This is a genomic window from Pantoea sp. X-Soil-TKNS-1280 (assembly GCF_059730475.1).
Genome location: NZ_AP035962.1, coordinates 3,155,536 through 3,170,653, shown reverse-complemented (window position 1 = coordinate 3,170,653; position 15,118 = coordinate 3,155,536). Strand labels below are relative to the sequence as shown.

The window sequence follows — 15,118 nt, the reverse complement described above, 5'->3', positions numbered from 1 at the left end:
CTCCAGCCGGGCGAATTTATTATTAAGTCCATCCCATGGAAACGCCGCAATGACGACTGAAAATATTCATAAACATCGCATTTTGATCCTCGATTTTGGTTCTCAGTATACGCAACTGGTCGCGCGCCGCGTGCGTGAGCTGGGCGTCTACTGCGAACTCTGGGCGTGGGATGTCACCGAAGAGCAAATTCGTCAGTTCAACCCGAACGGCATCATTCTTTCTGGTGGCCCGGAAAGCACCACCGAGCTGAACAGCCCGCGTGCCCCGGAATATGTCTTTAACGCTGGCGTGCCGGTACTGGGCGTGTGCTATGGCATGCAGACCATGGCAATGCAGCTGGGTGGCAAGGTTGAAGGCTCCACTGAGCGTGAATTTGGTTACGCGCAGGTTGAAGTGACCACGCCAAGCGCGCTGATTCGTGACATCGAAGATGCCATCAGCGATGCAGGTAAACCGCTGCTGGATGTCTGGATGAGCCACGGTGATAAAGTGACGGCGATCCCGGCGGATTTCGTTACCGTAGCCAGCACCGAAACCTGTCCGTTTGCCATCATGGCGAACGAAGAGAAGCGTTTCTACGGTGTGCAGTTCCACCCGGAAGTGACCCATACCCGTCAGGGCCTGCGCATGCTGGAGCGTTTTGTGCGCGATATCTGCGGCTGTGAAGCGTTGTGGACTGCGGCCAAAATCATCGAAGACGCGGTTGAGCGTATTCGTGAGCAGGTAGGTCAAGACAAAGTCATCCTTGGTCTGTCTGGTGGTGTCGATTCTTCCGTCACCGCGATGCTGCTGCACCGCGCGATTGGTGACCGTCTGACCTGCGTATTCGTCGATAACGGCCTGCTGCGTCTGAACGAAGCGGACCAGGTGCTGGAGATGTTTGGTGACCACTTTGGTCTGAACATTGTCCACGTTGCAGCTGAGGCTCGTTTCCTTGAGGCGCTGGCGGGTGAGAACGATCCGGAAGCCAAACGTAAGATCATCGGTCGCGTGTTTGTGGAAGTCTTCGACGAAGAAGCCAGCAAACTGACCGACGTGAAATGGCTGGCGCAGGGCACCATCTACCCGGACGTGATCGAATCTGCGGCTTCTGCCACCGGCAAAGCGCACGTGATCAAATCGCACCACAACGTGGGCGGTCTGCCGAAAGAGATGAAGCTGGGTCTGGTTGAGCCGCTGAAAGAGTTGTTCAAAGACGAAGTGCGCAAAATCGGTCTGGAACTCGGCTTGCCGTACGCCATGCTGTACCGTCACCCGTTCCCGGGTCCGGGCCTCGGCGTGCGTGTGCTGGGCGAAGTGAAGAAAGAGTATTGCGACCTGCTGCGTCGTGCTGATGCCATCTTTATCGAAGAACTGCACAAAGCTGACCTCTACAACAAAGTCAGCCAGGCGTTCACTGTGTTCCTGCCGGTGCGTTCTGTCGGTGTGATGGGTGATGGTCGTAAATATGATTGGGTGGTGTCACTGCGCGCAGTGGAAACCATCGACTTTATGACCGCTCACTGGGCGCATCTGCCGTATGACTTCCTTGGCCGCGTCTCCAACCGCATCATCAATGAAGTGAACGGCATCTCCCGCGTGGTTTACGATATTTCTGGTAAGCCGCCAGCGACGATCGAGTGGGAATAATTTCCACCCCAGTTGCCGAAAAAGTGAAGCCCGCGTCATTGCGGGCTTTTTTTTAATACAAGGTCTTCAACGCTGCGGTATTAAACCCCGCCAGCTGATCCCACTGCCCCAGACGAATCTTTTCCAGCCATTGTGGATCCTGCAGCAACGGGCGGCCCACCATCATCAAATCGAACTCGCCATTTTCCAGCCTTTCCAGCAGCGGATCGAGCGGTGCCGTGGCAAAGCATTTGCCCGCCAGCGAGGAAAAAACATCGCCACTCAGTCCGGCTGCGCCCACGGCGATGCTGGTGACACCGGTGAGTTTTTTCACCCACCCGGCCATATTCAGCGTCTTATCAACCTCAGGGAATGCGGCATCCCAGTAGTGACGCTGAGAACAGTCAAAGGCATCCACACCGGCATTGACCAGCGCATTCAGCCAGTCAGCCAAAATATCGGGTGTTTCGGCGATGCGGGAATCAAACGCCTGGGCTTTCCACTGCGAAAAGCGAAACAGGACGGGAAAATCGGCGCTGACCCGCTGGCGAATCGCTTGCAGAACTTCAATCGCGAAGCGTGATCGCGCCAGCAGCGACTCTCCGCCCCAGCGATCCTGACGCTGGTTGAGGTGGCCGAAGAAAAACTGGTTGATGAGATAACTATGGCCGCCATGCAGTTCTATGCCGTCAAAACCCAGCCGCTCGGCGTTCACCGCGGCGTCAGCAAAGGCATCAATCGTGTCGGCAATATCAGCATCACTCATTGGGTTGCCAACAGATTCTCCCGCGATCGATAAACCTGAAGGGCCTTCAAAGCTGGCTGCTGCTTGCCAGTCTGCATGGAAAATTGAACGCTTGGTTCCGACATGCCACAGCTGCGGCATGATTTTTCCGCCTGCCGCATGCACCTCATCGACCACTCTTTTCCAGCCTGCCAAAGCGGCTTCGCCGTGGAAAACAGGCACATCGGGTTCATTAACGGACGCCGGGCGGTTAATACCCGTTGCTTCAGTGATGATTAACCCGACACCGGCGGCGGCACGGCGTCGATAATAAGCCGCCATCTCCGGTGTGGGGATGCCACCAGGAGAAAAGGAACGGGTCATGGGGGCCATTACCACCCGGTTGGGCAGCAGCAGGTTTTTCAGCTGATAAGGGGAAAACATAAAGCGGGTGGAATGCATGATCTTCTCCATGAGATGATAAAAGCAATTTTGTTGCTTTTATAGATCTCCTCTCGCATAAAAGCAACTTTTTTGCTTTTATAGTGACGGCACCAGCGATGACAGGAAGCAAGATGAGTGAGAATGAGGTTAATACACGCTCGGCACCGCGCCCGGGTGGGCGTGCGGCGCGTATTCAGGCGGCAGTTTATGCGGCGGTAGCACGCCTGCGGGCAGAGAAGGGGACTGAGGGTTTGAGCGTGCATGCCATCGCGCAGGAGGCTGCTGTGAACCCCACCACCATTTACCGGCGCTGGGGATCGCTGAGCCAACTGCTCTCGGATATTGCGCTGCAAAAGCTATTACCGGATTCCGAACCGGAAGATACCGGCAATATGCACGAAGATTTCAGTCGCTGGCTGGAAGAGTATGTTGATGAGCTGGCGACAGAAACCGGGCGTAAATTACTTAGCGAAATTGCGGCGGCGGAGAGTGATGAATACCGGGTGCGCTGCCAGCGGCGGCACGTCGAACAAATCGAGGCGATCCGCCAGCGCGCAATCCAACGTGGCGAAACGCCACCTGAGACGGTGCGGGTGATGGATGAGCTGATTGCGCCCGTTGTTTACCGTATTCTTTTTTCGCAGACGCTACCTGACTTCACCTGGGCTTCCACGTTGTTGGTAAAGTTGCTGAGGATTTAGGGGCGTACCCTTTTAGCGACGTCAGCAGCCACTTTCCCTGGCGTCACAATCATCCACACCGCCAGACACACAATCACCGCGCCGATAACAAACCCACCTGAAAGGGTCTCATCCAGCACCAGATAGCCCCATAGCACGCCAAAGGGCGGGATCAGGAAGGTAACAGTGAGAGATCTCAGCGGGCCAATATCAGCGATTAGCCGGAAATAGAGAATATAAGCGAGCGCGGTACAAATCAGCCCGACCGCGATGACGCTGGCCCAGACGGTGGGCTGATGCCAGTTAACCTGCGGTCCGCTGGTAACCGAGAAAGCAAAAAACGGCAGCAGAAACAGGCTGGCACCCGCCTGGCTGCCAAATGCTACGATCTTCGGATCAAGGCCGCCACGATCGGAGATCCAGCGCCGCGTCAGGAATCCGGCGACACCGTAACAGCCGGTTGCCACCAGACAGGCAACTACACCCGCCAGCATACTGTGGGTTGCATGGTTTTCCCCCATCGTAGTAATCACCACAATGCCAGCCAGTCCCAGCGTGACGCCTCCCCACTTACGCAGCGTCAGTTTCTCACTGAAGAAGAGAAAGCCGATGATGGCTCCCATCAAGGGGGTAGTGGCATTGAGAATGGCGGAATAGCCCGCAGGGAGCCATTTGACCGCCACAGCGTACATAAAAAACGGCAGACCAGAGTTAATGATGCCGAGCATCAGTGATGCGCGCAATTTACCTGCGAATTGCCATGATGAACCTGTCATGAACAGGATTACCGCCAGCCCGATAAAACCAAAAAAAACGCGCAGAAAAGCGGTGTTGATGGCACCGAACTGGGGAGCAGCGATGCGTATAAACAGGAAGCTGGCTCCCCAAATGGCCGCGAGAACGATCAGCCTGATATAATCTGCGAGGCGCATATCAAAATTTCCTGTGGTTAGCTAAACTTAATCGTTCAAATGACTTTGAGCCTGATCGACGTATTATTCAAACCATAATTTCTTCCTGGATTAAGTTTTTCTAACTTATGGTTATGGGGCATCGATGAAACTTCCGCCGCTACATGCGCTGATGTGTTTTGAGTCTGCCGCCAGGCATCTCAGCATGAAACAAGCTGCCGCAGAGTTATGCGTCACACCCAGTGCCGTTAGCCAGCAGATTACCAAACTTGAAGAGACGGTTAACATCCGACTTTTTTTCCGGAGTGCGCGTCAGCTCGAATTAACCACCGAGGGGCGTATCTATCTCCGTGCCATACGGCCTGCCTTCAGCCAGATTGCGGAAGCGACCCAGCGGCTAATGGATGAAGGCAAACCCAATAAAATTACCGTCAGCTGCACCAGTGGCTTTGCTATCCAGTGGCTGCTGCCGCGATTAGCGGCGTTTGAAAAGGATAATCCGGGGGTTGAGGTTCAGATCAGTACCACCAACCGTAAGGTCGATTTACTTGCCGAGGGCATTGATTTTGCGGTGCGGCATGGTACGGGTGTCTATCCGGGGCTGGAGTCGCAATGTTTGCTCAATGACCGGTTGCGTCCGGTATGCAGTCCGCGCCTGCTTGCTGCGGGAGAAACCCTGCTGACTCCGCTGGATATCACCCGTTATACGTTGTTGCATGATGAGCACCGTATGGACTGGGGACTCTGGTTCCGTGCCGTGGGTATCAACGATGCCGAAACCCATAAAGGGCCAGTATTTGTCGATTCCAACGGCGTGATCGAAGCGGCACTGGCGGGGAAAGGGATGGCACTGGTCCGGCGTTCGCTGGTCAGGGAGGAGCTTGAGCAGGGCACGCTGGTTAATCCACTTCAGGTCGAGGTGGAGTCTCCTATCGCTTACTACCTTGTGTACGACGAGTCTGCCGTGTTGCAGCGCATGAGCCGACGCTTCCGTGACTGGTTGATCGCCGCGGCAGCGGCAGACAAAAACGAATATCCAGCCTGAACCCTTTCATCCCAATCCGTAGAATTATCCGCAAAACAGCTTGTTATTTCTCCCACGGCGCATCAGAGCGAAACGTTAAGATAGCGAAAATGTGTTTCTGTTCCGTGGCCCTGACAACGGTGGTTCAGAACAAAACGATGGCAAAGCGCGGCAGCAAGGTTTGAGGAGAAGGGTGTGAACAGTTCAGTTATTGATTTTTTGTCCGGCTATGGTAATGGAATCAATGAAATAAAGTTAAAAGACCTTCTCACCCTGAAAAATATCTGCTCAGCTGATGAGCAAATTTCCACCCTGTTCCCGCCAGTGGAAATTGGCAGTATTACGCTGGTTGATCAGATTGTCCTGCTTAGCCTGCTGAAAATCACCCAGCCTAAAAGCGTGCTCGAAGTCGGCACTTATCTTGGTTATTCCACCACGCTGCTGGCACTGAATAGCGATGCCAAAATATTCTCTCTCGATTTGCCCACTGACGCCTGCCTGGAAACGCAGTTTGATAGCGATAAAATCCTCACCGATGGTGATGTGAATGATGATTTCCTGCGCCACACCCAATCCATTGAAGGGGCAGTGTATCTGAAAAACTTAACCACAGAACAACGGGCACGAGTTAATCTGATTAAAAAGGATTCGACTCAGGTTAATTTTCAGCAGGCATTTGGTGAGCTGGATTATGTATTTGTTGATGGCGGACATGCCTATGACATTATTAAAAGCGATACCGAAAACGCTTTGCAGGCGGTGCGCAAAGGCGTGGTGATTTGGCATGATTATGCTTCAGGTATTCACAGCGACGTGACGCAATATCTGAATTCCCGTGATGACCTGAAAATATTTCATGTGAAAAACTCGTTGTGTGCCTTTGCCTTTGCTGGCTTTTGAACGGGGGCAAAATGCGCATTACTGAGGTAATCGACAAAAGTGTTTTAAGAAAATTATCAGCAACCAACAGCCGGGTCGCCTCGTTGCATCTTGCCCTGCGTCTGGGGATTGAGTTATTGCTGATTTATATGTTGTACAAAACTCAGCATCATATTTTGCTGCTGGTTTTAACCATTTTGTTGCTTGGTTTTGTGCACAGCTTCTGGGGCTATGCGGGTTATGCCCATGAGCTTTTCCATAAGCGTGTATTTTCAGCAAAGTGGGCGAATCAACTGCTGTTTCGTTTTTCGGCTGCTGTGACATTTAATAATCGGGCATTTTTTGAAGCGAGCCATATGCGTCATCACAGCAAAACCTTCAGTGATGATGACGATGAAGGGCACAGTTTCCAGAACTGGAGTATTGCGAACATTATTCGTTACGCCCTGTTCGATTATACCTTTATGTGGCGGAAGGTAACTTACACTATTAAAAACGCCTGCGGTATTATTCCCGCCTCGTTTTCGGCCATTAAAGTAAATATCCAACGAGCAGCTGCTGAAGTTTTGATTATTAATGGGTTGATCTATCTGGCTGTGTATCTTGCCACCCATAGTGGGTGGGTGGTACTGGCTTATTTTGTTGCTCAGTTCTCCTGTCAGTTGCCCAATCGCATGCTGGCCCAGGCACAACATTTGGGGCTGGAGGAGCAGAAGGATAATGGGCCATTAGGTCATTCCCGTACCATCACGTTGCCGGTGTGGCTGGCATTTCTCTATGCCAATATGAATTACCATTGTGAACATCATATTATGCCGTCCATTCCTTATTATCATTTGCCTGAGCTGAACCAGCGCTTAAAAGCAGCCGGTGTGACGTTTGAAGAGGTTGGCGCAGGTTATCTCTTTACCACCTTCTGGCAGGAAGTGAGGCATAAACAGCAGACGATTGCGCTGTAGATAGCTTATATGGAGAGTGAAATGAATATTGAAGAACTCATTGCTGCGGAAGAAGACTATTTCGCGCCAATGATTGCCAGAGCAGAAAAAGCCACAGCCGAACAACGTGCGTCATGGCAAAAAGAGACGGTGCGCGAAAGGCAGGAAAGGATTTCGCTGGAGATTTTTGATTCTGTTGAAGGCCGGGTTAAATACGGACCATTTAAAGGTCTGCAATTAAACCGTGAGACCTGGTGGGGTAAACTCGATTTAGGTTCTCAGTGCCTTGGTCTATATGAAAAAGAGCTGCTCGATTTTATTGCGGCCTTGCCTGACAATCAATTCTCGCATTTTATTGATATTGGTGCTGCGGATGGTTATTACGCTATTGGTATGCTGGTTTCGCAAAAAATCCGCAATTGCATCTGTTTTGAACAATCGGAAAAAGGCCAGCAAACGATTCTGGCGAACTGGCAACGTAATCACTCACCGGGAAAACTAAAAATCTTCGGCGAAGCCAATGAGCAGAGTCTGGCCTCGTTGTTACCAGAAGAATTGCAACGGGCGCTGGTATTAATTGATATCGAAGGTTTTGAGTTCGAGCTGCTGAATCCGGCCTTTTTAGCGAAACTCCAATCCTGTACCATCATCATCGAAGTGCATAACTGGGTAGAGGATTTCCTCGCCAAATATACGCAGCTGTTGCGTAATGCCCATCTCTTCTTTGACATTGAAATGGTTGAGCGTATTGATCGCACCACCAGCCATCTGCCTGAATTAAGAGATATGACGGATGACAATCGTCTGCTGTTTACCTCTGAACGTCGGCCCTGCATGATGCGCTTTTTGCAACTGACACCGAAAAAGTAATCTGCCACACCGCGTTAAGCGGGTAAATATCAGACAGGCTATGCTGCCTTGCTGATTTCCCGCTGGACGCCACTATGCTGACCTTCAAAGCTTTTTCACTGTGTGTTGTTATGATCATCCTGTTGTCGCTGTTTGCCAGCCTGGCGCGTGCCACGCATGGGGTTGGACACACCAGCGAACGTGATGGCTGGTGGTCAGCACGGCGTGATTCAGCAGGTATCGCCCCCGACCCGCGCAGCCATGCGTCGGAAGCCATTGTGCAGGTTTATGCGGCCCCGACCTATGGCTGGAAGGGGGCGGTGGCGGTCCATCCGTGGATCATCTTTAAGCGCGCCGGTGAAACGCAGTACAACCGTTATGAGGTGATTAGCTGGGGCAGCGATGACAAAGTACGCCACAACGCCAATGTCCCGGATGGTTACTGGTATGGCGCACGACCAAGGCTATTGGTGGAGCATCGCGGGGCGGCGGCGCAGGCGATGATTCCGCAGATTGAAGCCGCCATCAAATCCTATCCGTGGCCCCAGACTTATCACGCCTGGCCGGGTCCGAACAGCAATACGTTTCTTGCCCATATCGGCCGTGAAGTTCCGGCACTGGAACTGGATTTACCGGCCAACGCGGTAGGCAAGGATTACCGGCCGCTGTGGAATCCCGTGGGGTTACCGCCATCGGGACGAGGCATTCAGGTATCCGTGCTGGGGCTGGCTGGGGTGACTGTCGGCGCTGAAGAAGGGTTTGAACTGAATGTGCTGGGCCTGAATATGGGGCTGGATTTCAGCCCATTCCGCCTGCGCTTACCCTTTATTGGTGGCATCGGTAGCGACAATGTTCAGCAGGATAACCCGCCGGGTTAATGGTGCAGTAAAAACAGCGTAGCCAGCCCGAGGAAAATAAAAAAGCCCCCGGTATCGGTGATGGCGGTGATCAGCACGCTGGATCCGACTGCCGGGTCGCGTTTCAGTTTGGTCATGATCAGTGGGATCAGCACACCCATCAATGCTGCCAGCAGCAGGTTGAGCACCATCGCCAGCATCATCACCCCTCCCAGCGCCAGATTGTCGTACATCATCCAGGTGACCCCGCCCATGATGCCGCCCCAGAACACGCCGTTTAGTAACGCGACGCCAAGCTCGCGCAGGATCAGAAACGAAAAGTTGCCCGGTTCCACCTGATGCAACGCCAGCGCGCGCACAATCATGGTGATGGTCTGATTGCCGGTATTACCGCCAATCCCGGCCACGATCGGCATCAGGGTTGCCAGCGCCACCAGTTGCGAGATGGTGGCTTCAAACAGGCCGATCACGCGCGAGGCAACAAACGCGGTGCAAAGGTTAATCGCCAGCCACGCCCAGCGTTTGCTTACCGCTTTACGTACCGGCGCGAACACATCCTCTTCCTGGCTGATACCGCCCATTTTACGGATATTGCTTTCGTTTTCTTCGTTGACGAGGTCAATCACGTCCTCAACGATAACGCGGCCAATCAGCTTGCCTTTTGCATCGGTGACCGCGGCAGAAATCAGGTTATAACGTTCAAATGCGCCCGCCGCGTCTTCCGCTTTATCGTTAAGCTGGAAGGTAGTGGGTTTGGCGTTCATAACGCTTTCAACCCGCGTACTGGGCGGATTAAGCAGGATGGTGGTGAGCGGCAGTTCACCCAGCAATTGGTTGCTTTTATCGGTGATAAATAGCTTATCCGTACCATCCGGCATGGTTTTATGGCGGCGCAAAAAACGCTGCACGGTGGCCAGTGTGACATCCGCGCGCACCGTGAGGATATTGAAATCCATGATACGCGCCACCCGGTCACGGTCGAACTCCTCCACGCTGAGCACATGTGCGCGCTGGCTGGGATCCAGCGTGGTCAGCAGGCGTCCGGTCAGATCGCGCGGCAGATAGCGTGCCAGATAAGCCTGGTCGTCAAGATCCAGCGGCTCGATGGCGCGCAGGATCTCGCGATCGGTCATGTTTTCGGTCAGGCTGGCCCAGACAGTATCGGAGGCTTCAACCAATACCCGACCACGTTGTTCACAGGGAACTAAGCGCCACAGTGCCTGACGCTCGACATGCGGCAGCGCTTCGAGAATGTCGGCCAAATCCGCGGCGTGCATCATCTGCAAATCACTTTCCAGCTGCTGACGCCAGCCGTTGATCTCTTTCAGCTCACTGGCAGACAAATCCACCGATTTATCCAGCAGAACATCGACTAAATCGTGTTGAGTAAGCAGCAGGTTGAGAATGCGATGGCGGGTTTCAGTCAGTTGTTGCGCGGGCGAAGCAGACATAACGCGTCCTTTGTGTCTGTAATTGTCAGGTCGAAGTGTAGTGCGTTACGGGTAAACAGGACACAACAGGTTGCATTGTCGCACTGGGCAATGTGAAGGTGCAGTGACTCGCAAATTCCTTTAACGCGTGTCGGTACTGCTTTGCGTCACCGGATCGGGCGTGGCTTTCTTCTGCTGATGATGCTCAATGGCACCTGGAATAGTGAAAATCAGACGGCCAACCAAAATAAAAAAACTGATCAGCAAAACAATGCGCGTCATCGAACCGGTTTTGGGACGTCTTCGTGCGGGGAAAGCGTTATTCACGCGGGGTGATTCCTGTCGATACCCATTTGGGCGATAGCAACATTTAGTCATACTTAGATCGGTAAAGCAATCGCTGTGTGAAAAATGAGCAGAAAAGGTTAAAAGTGGCGGCGCATCTGCGCCGCCACCCATCAGTAACTGGCTTTTTGCGCCAGCAACGTAGCGAAGCGACAGCGGATTCGCTGGCCGTTTTCATCACGCCGATGCAGCTCACCAACATGCTCGTTATATTTCACGATATGCCAGTTGCGATAGTAGTTACTGAGTTCACCGGATTTAAAGGTGAACGGGAAGTTGAGCGGATTGGGATAATCGTCAGTGTCCATGGCGGCGACAATCAGGTTGTAGCCATATTTCACCGTGCTGGCCTGCATATCGGCAATCAGCTGCGGAATGGTTTCCGGTTGCAGAAACATCATCACCACGGTGGAGAGCACCAGCTGGTAATCACCGTTGAAGCGGACCTGGTTCAGGTCACAGGCTTCCGCCCGGATATGTTGCAGCTGCTCATCGTGGATAATCTGCTGCAACCGGGCCAGGCTTTGCGGATTGCTATCCCAGCCAGTGACATCAAACCCCTGTTGATTGAGAAACAGGCTGTTGCGGCCCTGGCCGCAGCCCAAATCCAGCACCTTACCGGGTGTTAATTTGGGCAACGCTTCCAGCACTTCCGAGTGCGGTGGCGTCAGGCCATACTTTTCCGCGAAATAGTTGTCAGGACGAATGGTCATAATAACCCGCGTTTACTCCTCTTGCAGAATCAGGTTCCAGCCGGTCACTTCATTCCAGTAGCTTTGCTCGCGCTCCAGATCCAGCTGCACCAGCGTGTTCTGGCTGAAGTAGCCTGCCGGGAAAGTGAGCGTCCAGTGTCCGTCATCGGTATTCAGCTTCAGCGTATCCGGGCGCGTGGTGGCCTGGCGCTGATTATTCAGCAAGGTGCCGAGACGCAGCAGGAAAACCAGCGGCAGAAACTGCTTCTTCTTAAACAAGGTGAAACGTGGCATTTCATCCACCTTCACCGCTTTACGGTGGAAGCGTACCAGCATCGCCAGCAGCATCTGTTGATCCTGATTAAAACCTGGCATGTTGGTGTATTGCAGGATGTAGGCCGAGTGACGCTGCATGCCGCTGTGGTTGATGGTCAGCCCGACTTCATGCAAGGTTGCCGCCCATTTCAGCAGGGCCGCCAGTTGCGGATTCGCCAGCTTCGGGTTCTGGTCGAGCCATTGCAGATACAGTTGCTCGGTGGTTTCCAGCACGCGACGCGCCTGCTCATTATCGATGGCGTAATGATTTGCCAGACTTTGAGCGGTACGGCTGCGGATATCCTGGTGGCGGAAGCGGCCTTCCATTTCATACAGCACGCCTTCGCGCAGTGCGCCATCAGACAGACGCAACTCGCGAATCGCCAGCGCATCAAAGACGCCACACAGAATCGCCAGCCCAGGCACAAACACCGCCTTACGTTCTTCAGACAGGCCCGGCAGGCTAAGTGCTGCAAAAGATTTGTGCTTGATCACCTCGTTATACAGCTGGTCCAGCCGCTCCGGGGTAATCAGCTTCTCTTTCTCACCCATGGCCAGCAGCACTTCACAGGCGGCTTTGATGGTGCCAGACGCGCCCAGCGCGTACTGCCAGCCATGCAGACGATATTGCCAGGCCAGGGTTTCCAGCTTTTGCGCTGCCGCCAGACGGGCGCGACGGAAGTTTTCCGGCGAGATTTCCCCTTTGGGGAAATACAGCTGGGCAAAGCTGACGCAACCCATACGGCGGCTTTCCACCAGCTGCGGTTCGAAATCTTCGCCAATCACCAGCTCGGTCGAGCCGCCGCCGATATCGATCACCAGCTTGCGGCCTTTCTCCGGCTGCGTATGTTCCACGCCCATAAAGATCAGACGTGCTTCTTCATTGCCGGAAATCACTTCAATCGGGTAGGGGATGACGTCGGCCGCACGTTGCAGGAACTCCTCAGCGTTAATCGCCTGACGCAGCGTATGCGTCCCCACGATGGTGACGTTAGCCGGGCTGAACCCTTGCAGGCGCTCGGCAAACAGCGCCAGGCAGCTCAGCCCGCGTTGGATTGCCTCTTCGCTCAGGCGATTCTGTGCATCCAGCCCATCGGCCAGATGCACACGTTGCTTGAGCCGTCCCAGCACCTGCATGGCACCATCCACCACACGGGCAATCACCATATGAAAACTGTTGGAGCCGAGGTCAATGGCCGCAAACTCCTGTGGCTTCGGCGTACTCTTATGGGAAATTGGCATAGGAATTATTCAGGTTGTTCCAGTTTCTTGATGTAATCGTAAATCGCCAGCTGCGAGCGCACCTTCCGGCGGTTGCCGCGCGGCACATAACGGTTACTCAGTTCTTTGTCGACGATACGGGCTTTTACTGTATCGCTAAACAGGATGGCAATGATATCCAGTACGCGCTCTTTCAGACGAGGGTCCAGGATCGACACCGCCACTTCAATACGATAATCGATATTGCGTGTCATCCAGTCCGCAGAGGAGAGATACACTTTTTTATCGCCACCGTTTTCGAAAATATAGACGCGGTCGTGCTCCAGGTAGCGGTCAACGATGCTAATCACGCGAATATTTTCGCTAATGCCGGGTAAATCCGGGATCAGCGAGCACATACCGCGTACCAGCAGGTTCACTTTTACTCCGGCAGATGACGCCGCATACAGCCGATCCACCAGACCGTTATCCACCAGGTTATTAATTTTCAACGTAATACCCGCTGGAATACCCTGCTGCACGTTGGCAATTTCGTTATCAATCAATTGATAAAGCATATTGCGCGAATTTTGCGGCGACACCATCAGATGGTCGAAACTCACCGGACGATACGGGTTTTCAATAAAGTTAAACACCCGACGGACTTCATTGGTGATACGCGCATCCGCAGTTAACAAAGAATAGTCAGTATAAATGCGTGCGGTTTTTTCGTTGAAGTTACCGGTGCCGATATGTGCGTAACGCACAATCTCGTCCCCTTCGCGACGCGAGATCAGGAACAGTTTGGCGTGAATTTTCAGACCAGGTGCAGAGAAAATCACGTGGACGCCTGCTTCGGTCAGACGCTTCGCCCAGCGGATGTTGGCTTCTTCATCAAAGCGCGCCTGCAATTCCACCACGACCGTCACTTTTTTGCCATTGTAGGCCGCGTGGATCATCGCATCCATGATGCGCGAGTTTTTCGCCACACGGTAGATGTTGATTTTGATCGCCAGCACGCTGGGGTCGAAGGAAGCCTGGCGCAGCAGTTCCAGCACATGCTCGAAAGTATGGTACGGATAGTAGAGCAGCACATCGCGGTTGCGGATGGCGTCAAAGCCGTTGCGGAAGCCATCAAAGCCAATATGACGAATCTGCGGTAACGGGCGATTCTCCAGATTGCTTTTACCTTCATTCGGGAAACTGATGAAATCTTTGAAGTTATGGTAACGGCCGCCCGGCACCACCGAGTCATAGTTGGAGATGGAGAGCTTATGACGCAGCATCTCCACCATTTCATCCGGCATATCACGCTGATACACGAAGCGTACCGGCTCGGCGTTGAGGCGCTGTTTCAGGCTGGAGGACATCAGTTCCAGCAGGCTGGATTCCATCTCAGTGACCAGATCGTACTCGGCATCGCGCGTCATCTTCATGGAGTAGGCATTCAGCGAATCATAATCGAAAAAGCCTTTGAAAATTTCATCAAGGCAATAGCGCAGAATGTTGTCCAGCAGGATCATCGGTTTACGACGGCGGGGTGACTCGGCCGGCAGGTTAACGAAACGCGGCACTTTATCGGACGGAATCTCCAGCAGGGCATAGCGTTTGTCTTCACCACGAATGATTTCCACCGCCAGATAGGTGTAATCGTCCTTAAGGAATTCGATTAAATCGGTGTCGTGGTTGAGCAGAATCGGCGTGATATGCTGGCGCAGCTGGTGCTTGAAGTAATAGCGCAGCCAGACCTGCTGATTGGGCGACAGCTGACGTTCATTAATCAGGAAGATCTGATTACGCGCCATCTCCAGCAGTAATTCGTTATACAGCGCGTCAAATTCCTGGTCGGATTTCAGCACCCGTAGTTGAATTTTCTTCAGCAGATGGCGTGGGGTGCTGGGCGATCCTTGTTCTTCACCGATCAGAATACGACGTTTCAAATCCGCGAAGCGGACTTTATAAAACTCATCAAGGTTGTTCGAATAGATCCCGAGGAAACGCATACGTTCAATCAGCGGGTTACTTTTATCCGCTGCTTCCTGTAACACGCGTTCATTAAATGATAACCAGCTTAATTCTTTTTCTATATACAGCTTTTCCTGACCCATTCTGACTCCGTGATGCTGTTGCTGGACGGGGTGTCCGGCGAAAAGGGGGCTTTCGCTCAGTGTCCGTCACCATTATGGCGAGAGTATGGCAGGCTTGTCCAACGCCAACAGTT

At 53.1% G+C, this 15,118-nt stretch carries 14 protein-coding genes; 7 read left to right on the top strand and 7 right to left on the bottom strand.

Annotated features, from left to right (window positions below):
• Positions 1-49: 49 nt before the first annotated feature.
• A complete protein-coding gene (guaA, locus tag AC6I8X_RS14690; RefSeq protein ID WP_497840027.1) occupies positions 50-1,630 on the top strand; it encodes a glutamine-hydrolyzing GMP synthase in 1,581 nt (526 codons plus the stop codon).
• Positions 1,631-1,682: 52 nt separating this feature from the next.
• On the opposite strand, the gene AC6I8X_RS14685 is transcribed toward guaA, so the two are convergent.
• Complete coding sequence (locus AC6I8X_RS14685; RefSeq protein WP_497840026.1) at positions 1,683-2,795, bottom strand: NADH:flavin oxidoreductase; 1,113 nt, start codon at positions 2,793-2,795, stop codon at positions 1,683-1,685.
• Positions 2,796-2,908: 113 nt separating this feature from the next.
• Here AC6I8X_RS14685 and AC6I8X_RS14680 point away from each other — a divergent pair, with 113 nt between their 5' ends.
• On the top strand, positions 2,909-3,478 hold the full coding sequence (locus AC6I8X_RS14680; protein WP_497840025.1) for a TetR/AcrR family transcriptional regulator: 570 nt from the start codon (positions 2,909-2,911) through the stop codon (positions 3,476-3,478).
• Here AC6I8X_RS14680 and AC6I8X_RS14675 read toward each other — a convergent pair.
• Positions 3,475-4,389 (bottom strand): DMT family transporter, encoded by a 915-nt coding sequence (locus AC6I8X_RS14675; RefSeq protein WP_497840024.1) that lies wholly within the window; start codon positions 4,387-4,389, stop codon positions 3,475-3,477. The genes AC6I8X_RS14680 and AC6I8X_RS14675 overlap by 4 nt on opposite strands.
• 124 nt (positions 4,390-4,513) lie before the next feature.
• Between AC6I8X_RS14675 and gcvA the strand changes: the two genes are divergently transcribed.
• The 5 genes from gcvA (at position 4,514) to AC6I8X_RS14650 (ending at position 8,936) form a co-directional block, all read left to right on the top strand.
• Positions 4,514-5,413 carry a transcriptional regulator GcvA gene (gcvA, locus tag AC6I8X_RS14670; RefSeq protein ID WP_497840023.1) on the top strand — a complete coding sequence of 300 codons (900 nt, stop codon included), beginning with the start codon at positions 4,514-4,516 and terminating at the stop codon, positions 5,411-5,413.
• Between the two features lie 174 nt (positions 5,414-5,587).
• Positions 5,588-6,292, top strand: a complete 705-nt coding sequence (locus AC6I8X_RS14665) for a class I SAM-dependent methyltransferase (RefSeq protein ID WP_497840022.1) — start codon at positions 5,588-5,590, stop codon at positions 6,290-6,292.
• Positions 6,293-6,303: 11 nt separating this feature from the next.
• Entirely contained in the window at positions 6,304-7,230 is a 927-nt protein-coding gene (locus AC6I8X_RS14660) for a fatty acid desaturase family protein (RefSeq protein ID WP_313685938.1), read from the top strand.
• Positions 7,231-7,251: 21 nt separating this feature from the next.
• Entirely contained in the window at positions 7,252-8,079 is an 828-nt protein-coding gene (locus AC6I8X_RS14655; protein ID WP_497840021.1) for a class I SAM-dependent methyltransferase, read from the top strand.
• 74 nt (positions 8,080-8,153) lie between these two features.
• A complete protein-coding gene (locus AC6I8X_RS14650) occupies positions 8,154-8,936 on the top strand; it encodes a DUF3750 domain-containing protein (protein ID WP_497840020.1) in 783 nt (260 codons plus the stop codon).
• On the opposite strand, the gene mgtE is transcribed toward AC6I8X_RS14650, so the two are convergent.
• The 5 genes from mgtE to ppk1 all read right to left on the bottom strand — a co-directional run bounded on the left by mgtE (position 8,933) and on the right by ppk1 (position 15,005).
• On the bottom strand, positions 8,933-10,366 hold the full coding sequence (gene mgtE, locus AC6I8X_RS14645; protein WP_313689088.1) for a magnesium transporter: 1,434 nt from the start codon (positions 10,364-10,366) through the stop codon (positions 8,933-8,935). The genes AC6I8X_RS14650 and mgtE overlap by 4 nt on opposite strands.
• A 120-nt stretch (positions 10,367-10,486) precedes the next feature.
• Positions 10,487-10,672 carry a YfgG family protein gene (locus tag AC6I8X_RS14640; protein WP_084876286.1) on the bottom strand — a complete coding sequence of 62 codons (186 nt, stop codon included), beginning with the start codon at positions 10,670-10,672 and terminating at the stop codon, positions 10,487-10,489.
• A 131-nt stretch (positions 10,673-10,803) separates the two neighbouring features.
• Positions 10,804-11,403, bottom strand: a complete 600-nt coding sequence (tehB, locus tag AC6I8X_RS14635) for a tellurite resistance methyltransferase TehB (RefSeq protein WP_313689086.1) — start codon at positions 11,401-11,403, stop codon at positions 10,804-10,806.
• A gap of 12 nt (positions 11,404-11,415) precedes the next feature.
• Entirely contained in the window at positions 11,416-12,939 is a 1,524-nt protein-coding gene (gene ppx, locus AC6I8X_RS14630; protein ID WP_084876284.1) for an exopolyphosphatase, read from the bottom strand.
• A 5-nt stretch (positions 12,940-12,944) separates the two neighbouring features.
• Positions 12,945-15,005, bottom strand: coding sequence for a polyphosphate kinase 1 (ppk1, locus tag AC6I8X_RS14625; RefSeq protein WP_299456136.1), 2,061 nt, complete (start codon positions 15,003-15,005; stop codon positions 12,945-12,947).
• Between the last annotated feature and the right edge of the window lie 113 nt (positions 15,006-15,118).

Bases quoted from the DNA above. Each gene is read 5' to 3' on its own strand.
- AC6I8X_RS14675 (WP_497840024.1), bottom strand. From the start codon at position 4,389: ATGCGCCTCGCAGATTATATCAGGCTGATCGTTCTCGCGGCCATTTGG.
- AC6I8X_RS14655 (WP_497840021.1), top strand. From the start codon at position 7,252: ATGAATATTGAAGAACTCATTGCTGCGGAAGAAGACTATTTCGCGCCA.
- AC6I8X_RS14660 (WP_313685938.1), top strand. From the start codon at position 6,304: ATGCGCATTACTGAGGTAATCGACAAAAGTGTTTTAAGAAAATTATCA.
- AC6I8X_RS14650 (WP_497840020.1), top strand. From the start codon at position 8,154: ATGCTGACCTTCAAAGCTTTTTCACTGTGTGTTGTTATGATCATCCTG.
- AC6I8X_RS14680 (WP_497840025.1), top strand. From the start codon at position 2,909: ATGAGTGAGAATGAGGTTAATACACGCTCGGCACCGCGCCCGGGTGGG.
- mgtE (WP_313689088.1), bottom strand. From the start codon at position 10,366: ATGTCTGCTTCGCCCGCGCAACAACTGACTGAAACCCGCCATCGCATT.
- ppx (WP_084876284.1), bottom strand. From the start codon at position 12,939: ATGCCAATTTCCCATAAGAGTACGCCGAAGCCACAGGAGTTTGCGGCC.
- gcvA (WP_497840023.1), top strand. From the start codon at position 4,514: ATGAAACTTCCGCCGCTACATGCGCTGATGTGTTTTGAGTCTGCCGCC.
- tehB (WP_313689086.1), bottom strand. From the start codon at position 11,403: ATGACCATTCGTCCTGACAACTATTTCGCGGAAAAGTATGGCCTGACG.
- guaA (WP_497840027.1), top strand. From the start codon at position 50: ATGACGACTGAAAATATTCATAAACATCGCATTTTGATCCTCGATTTT.
- AC6I8X_RS14685 (WP_497840026.1), bottom strand. From the start codon at position 2,795: ATGCATTCCACCCGCTTTATGTTTTCCCCTTATCAGCTGAAAAACCTG.
- ppk1 (WP_299456136.1), bottom strand. From the start codon at position 15,005: ATGGGTCAGGAAAAGCTGTATATAGAAAAAGAATTAAGCTGGTTATCA.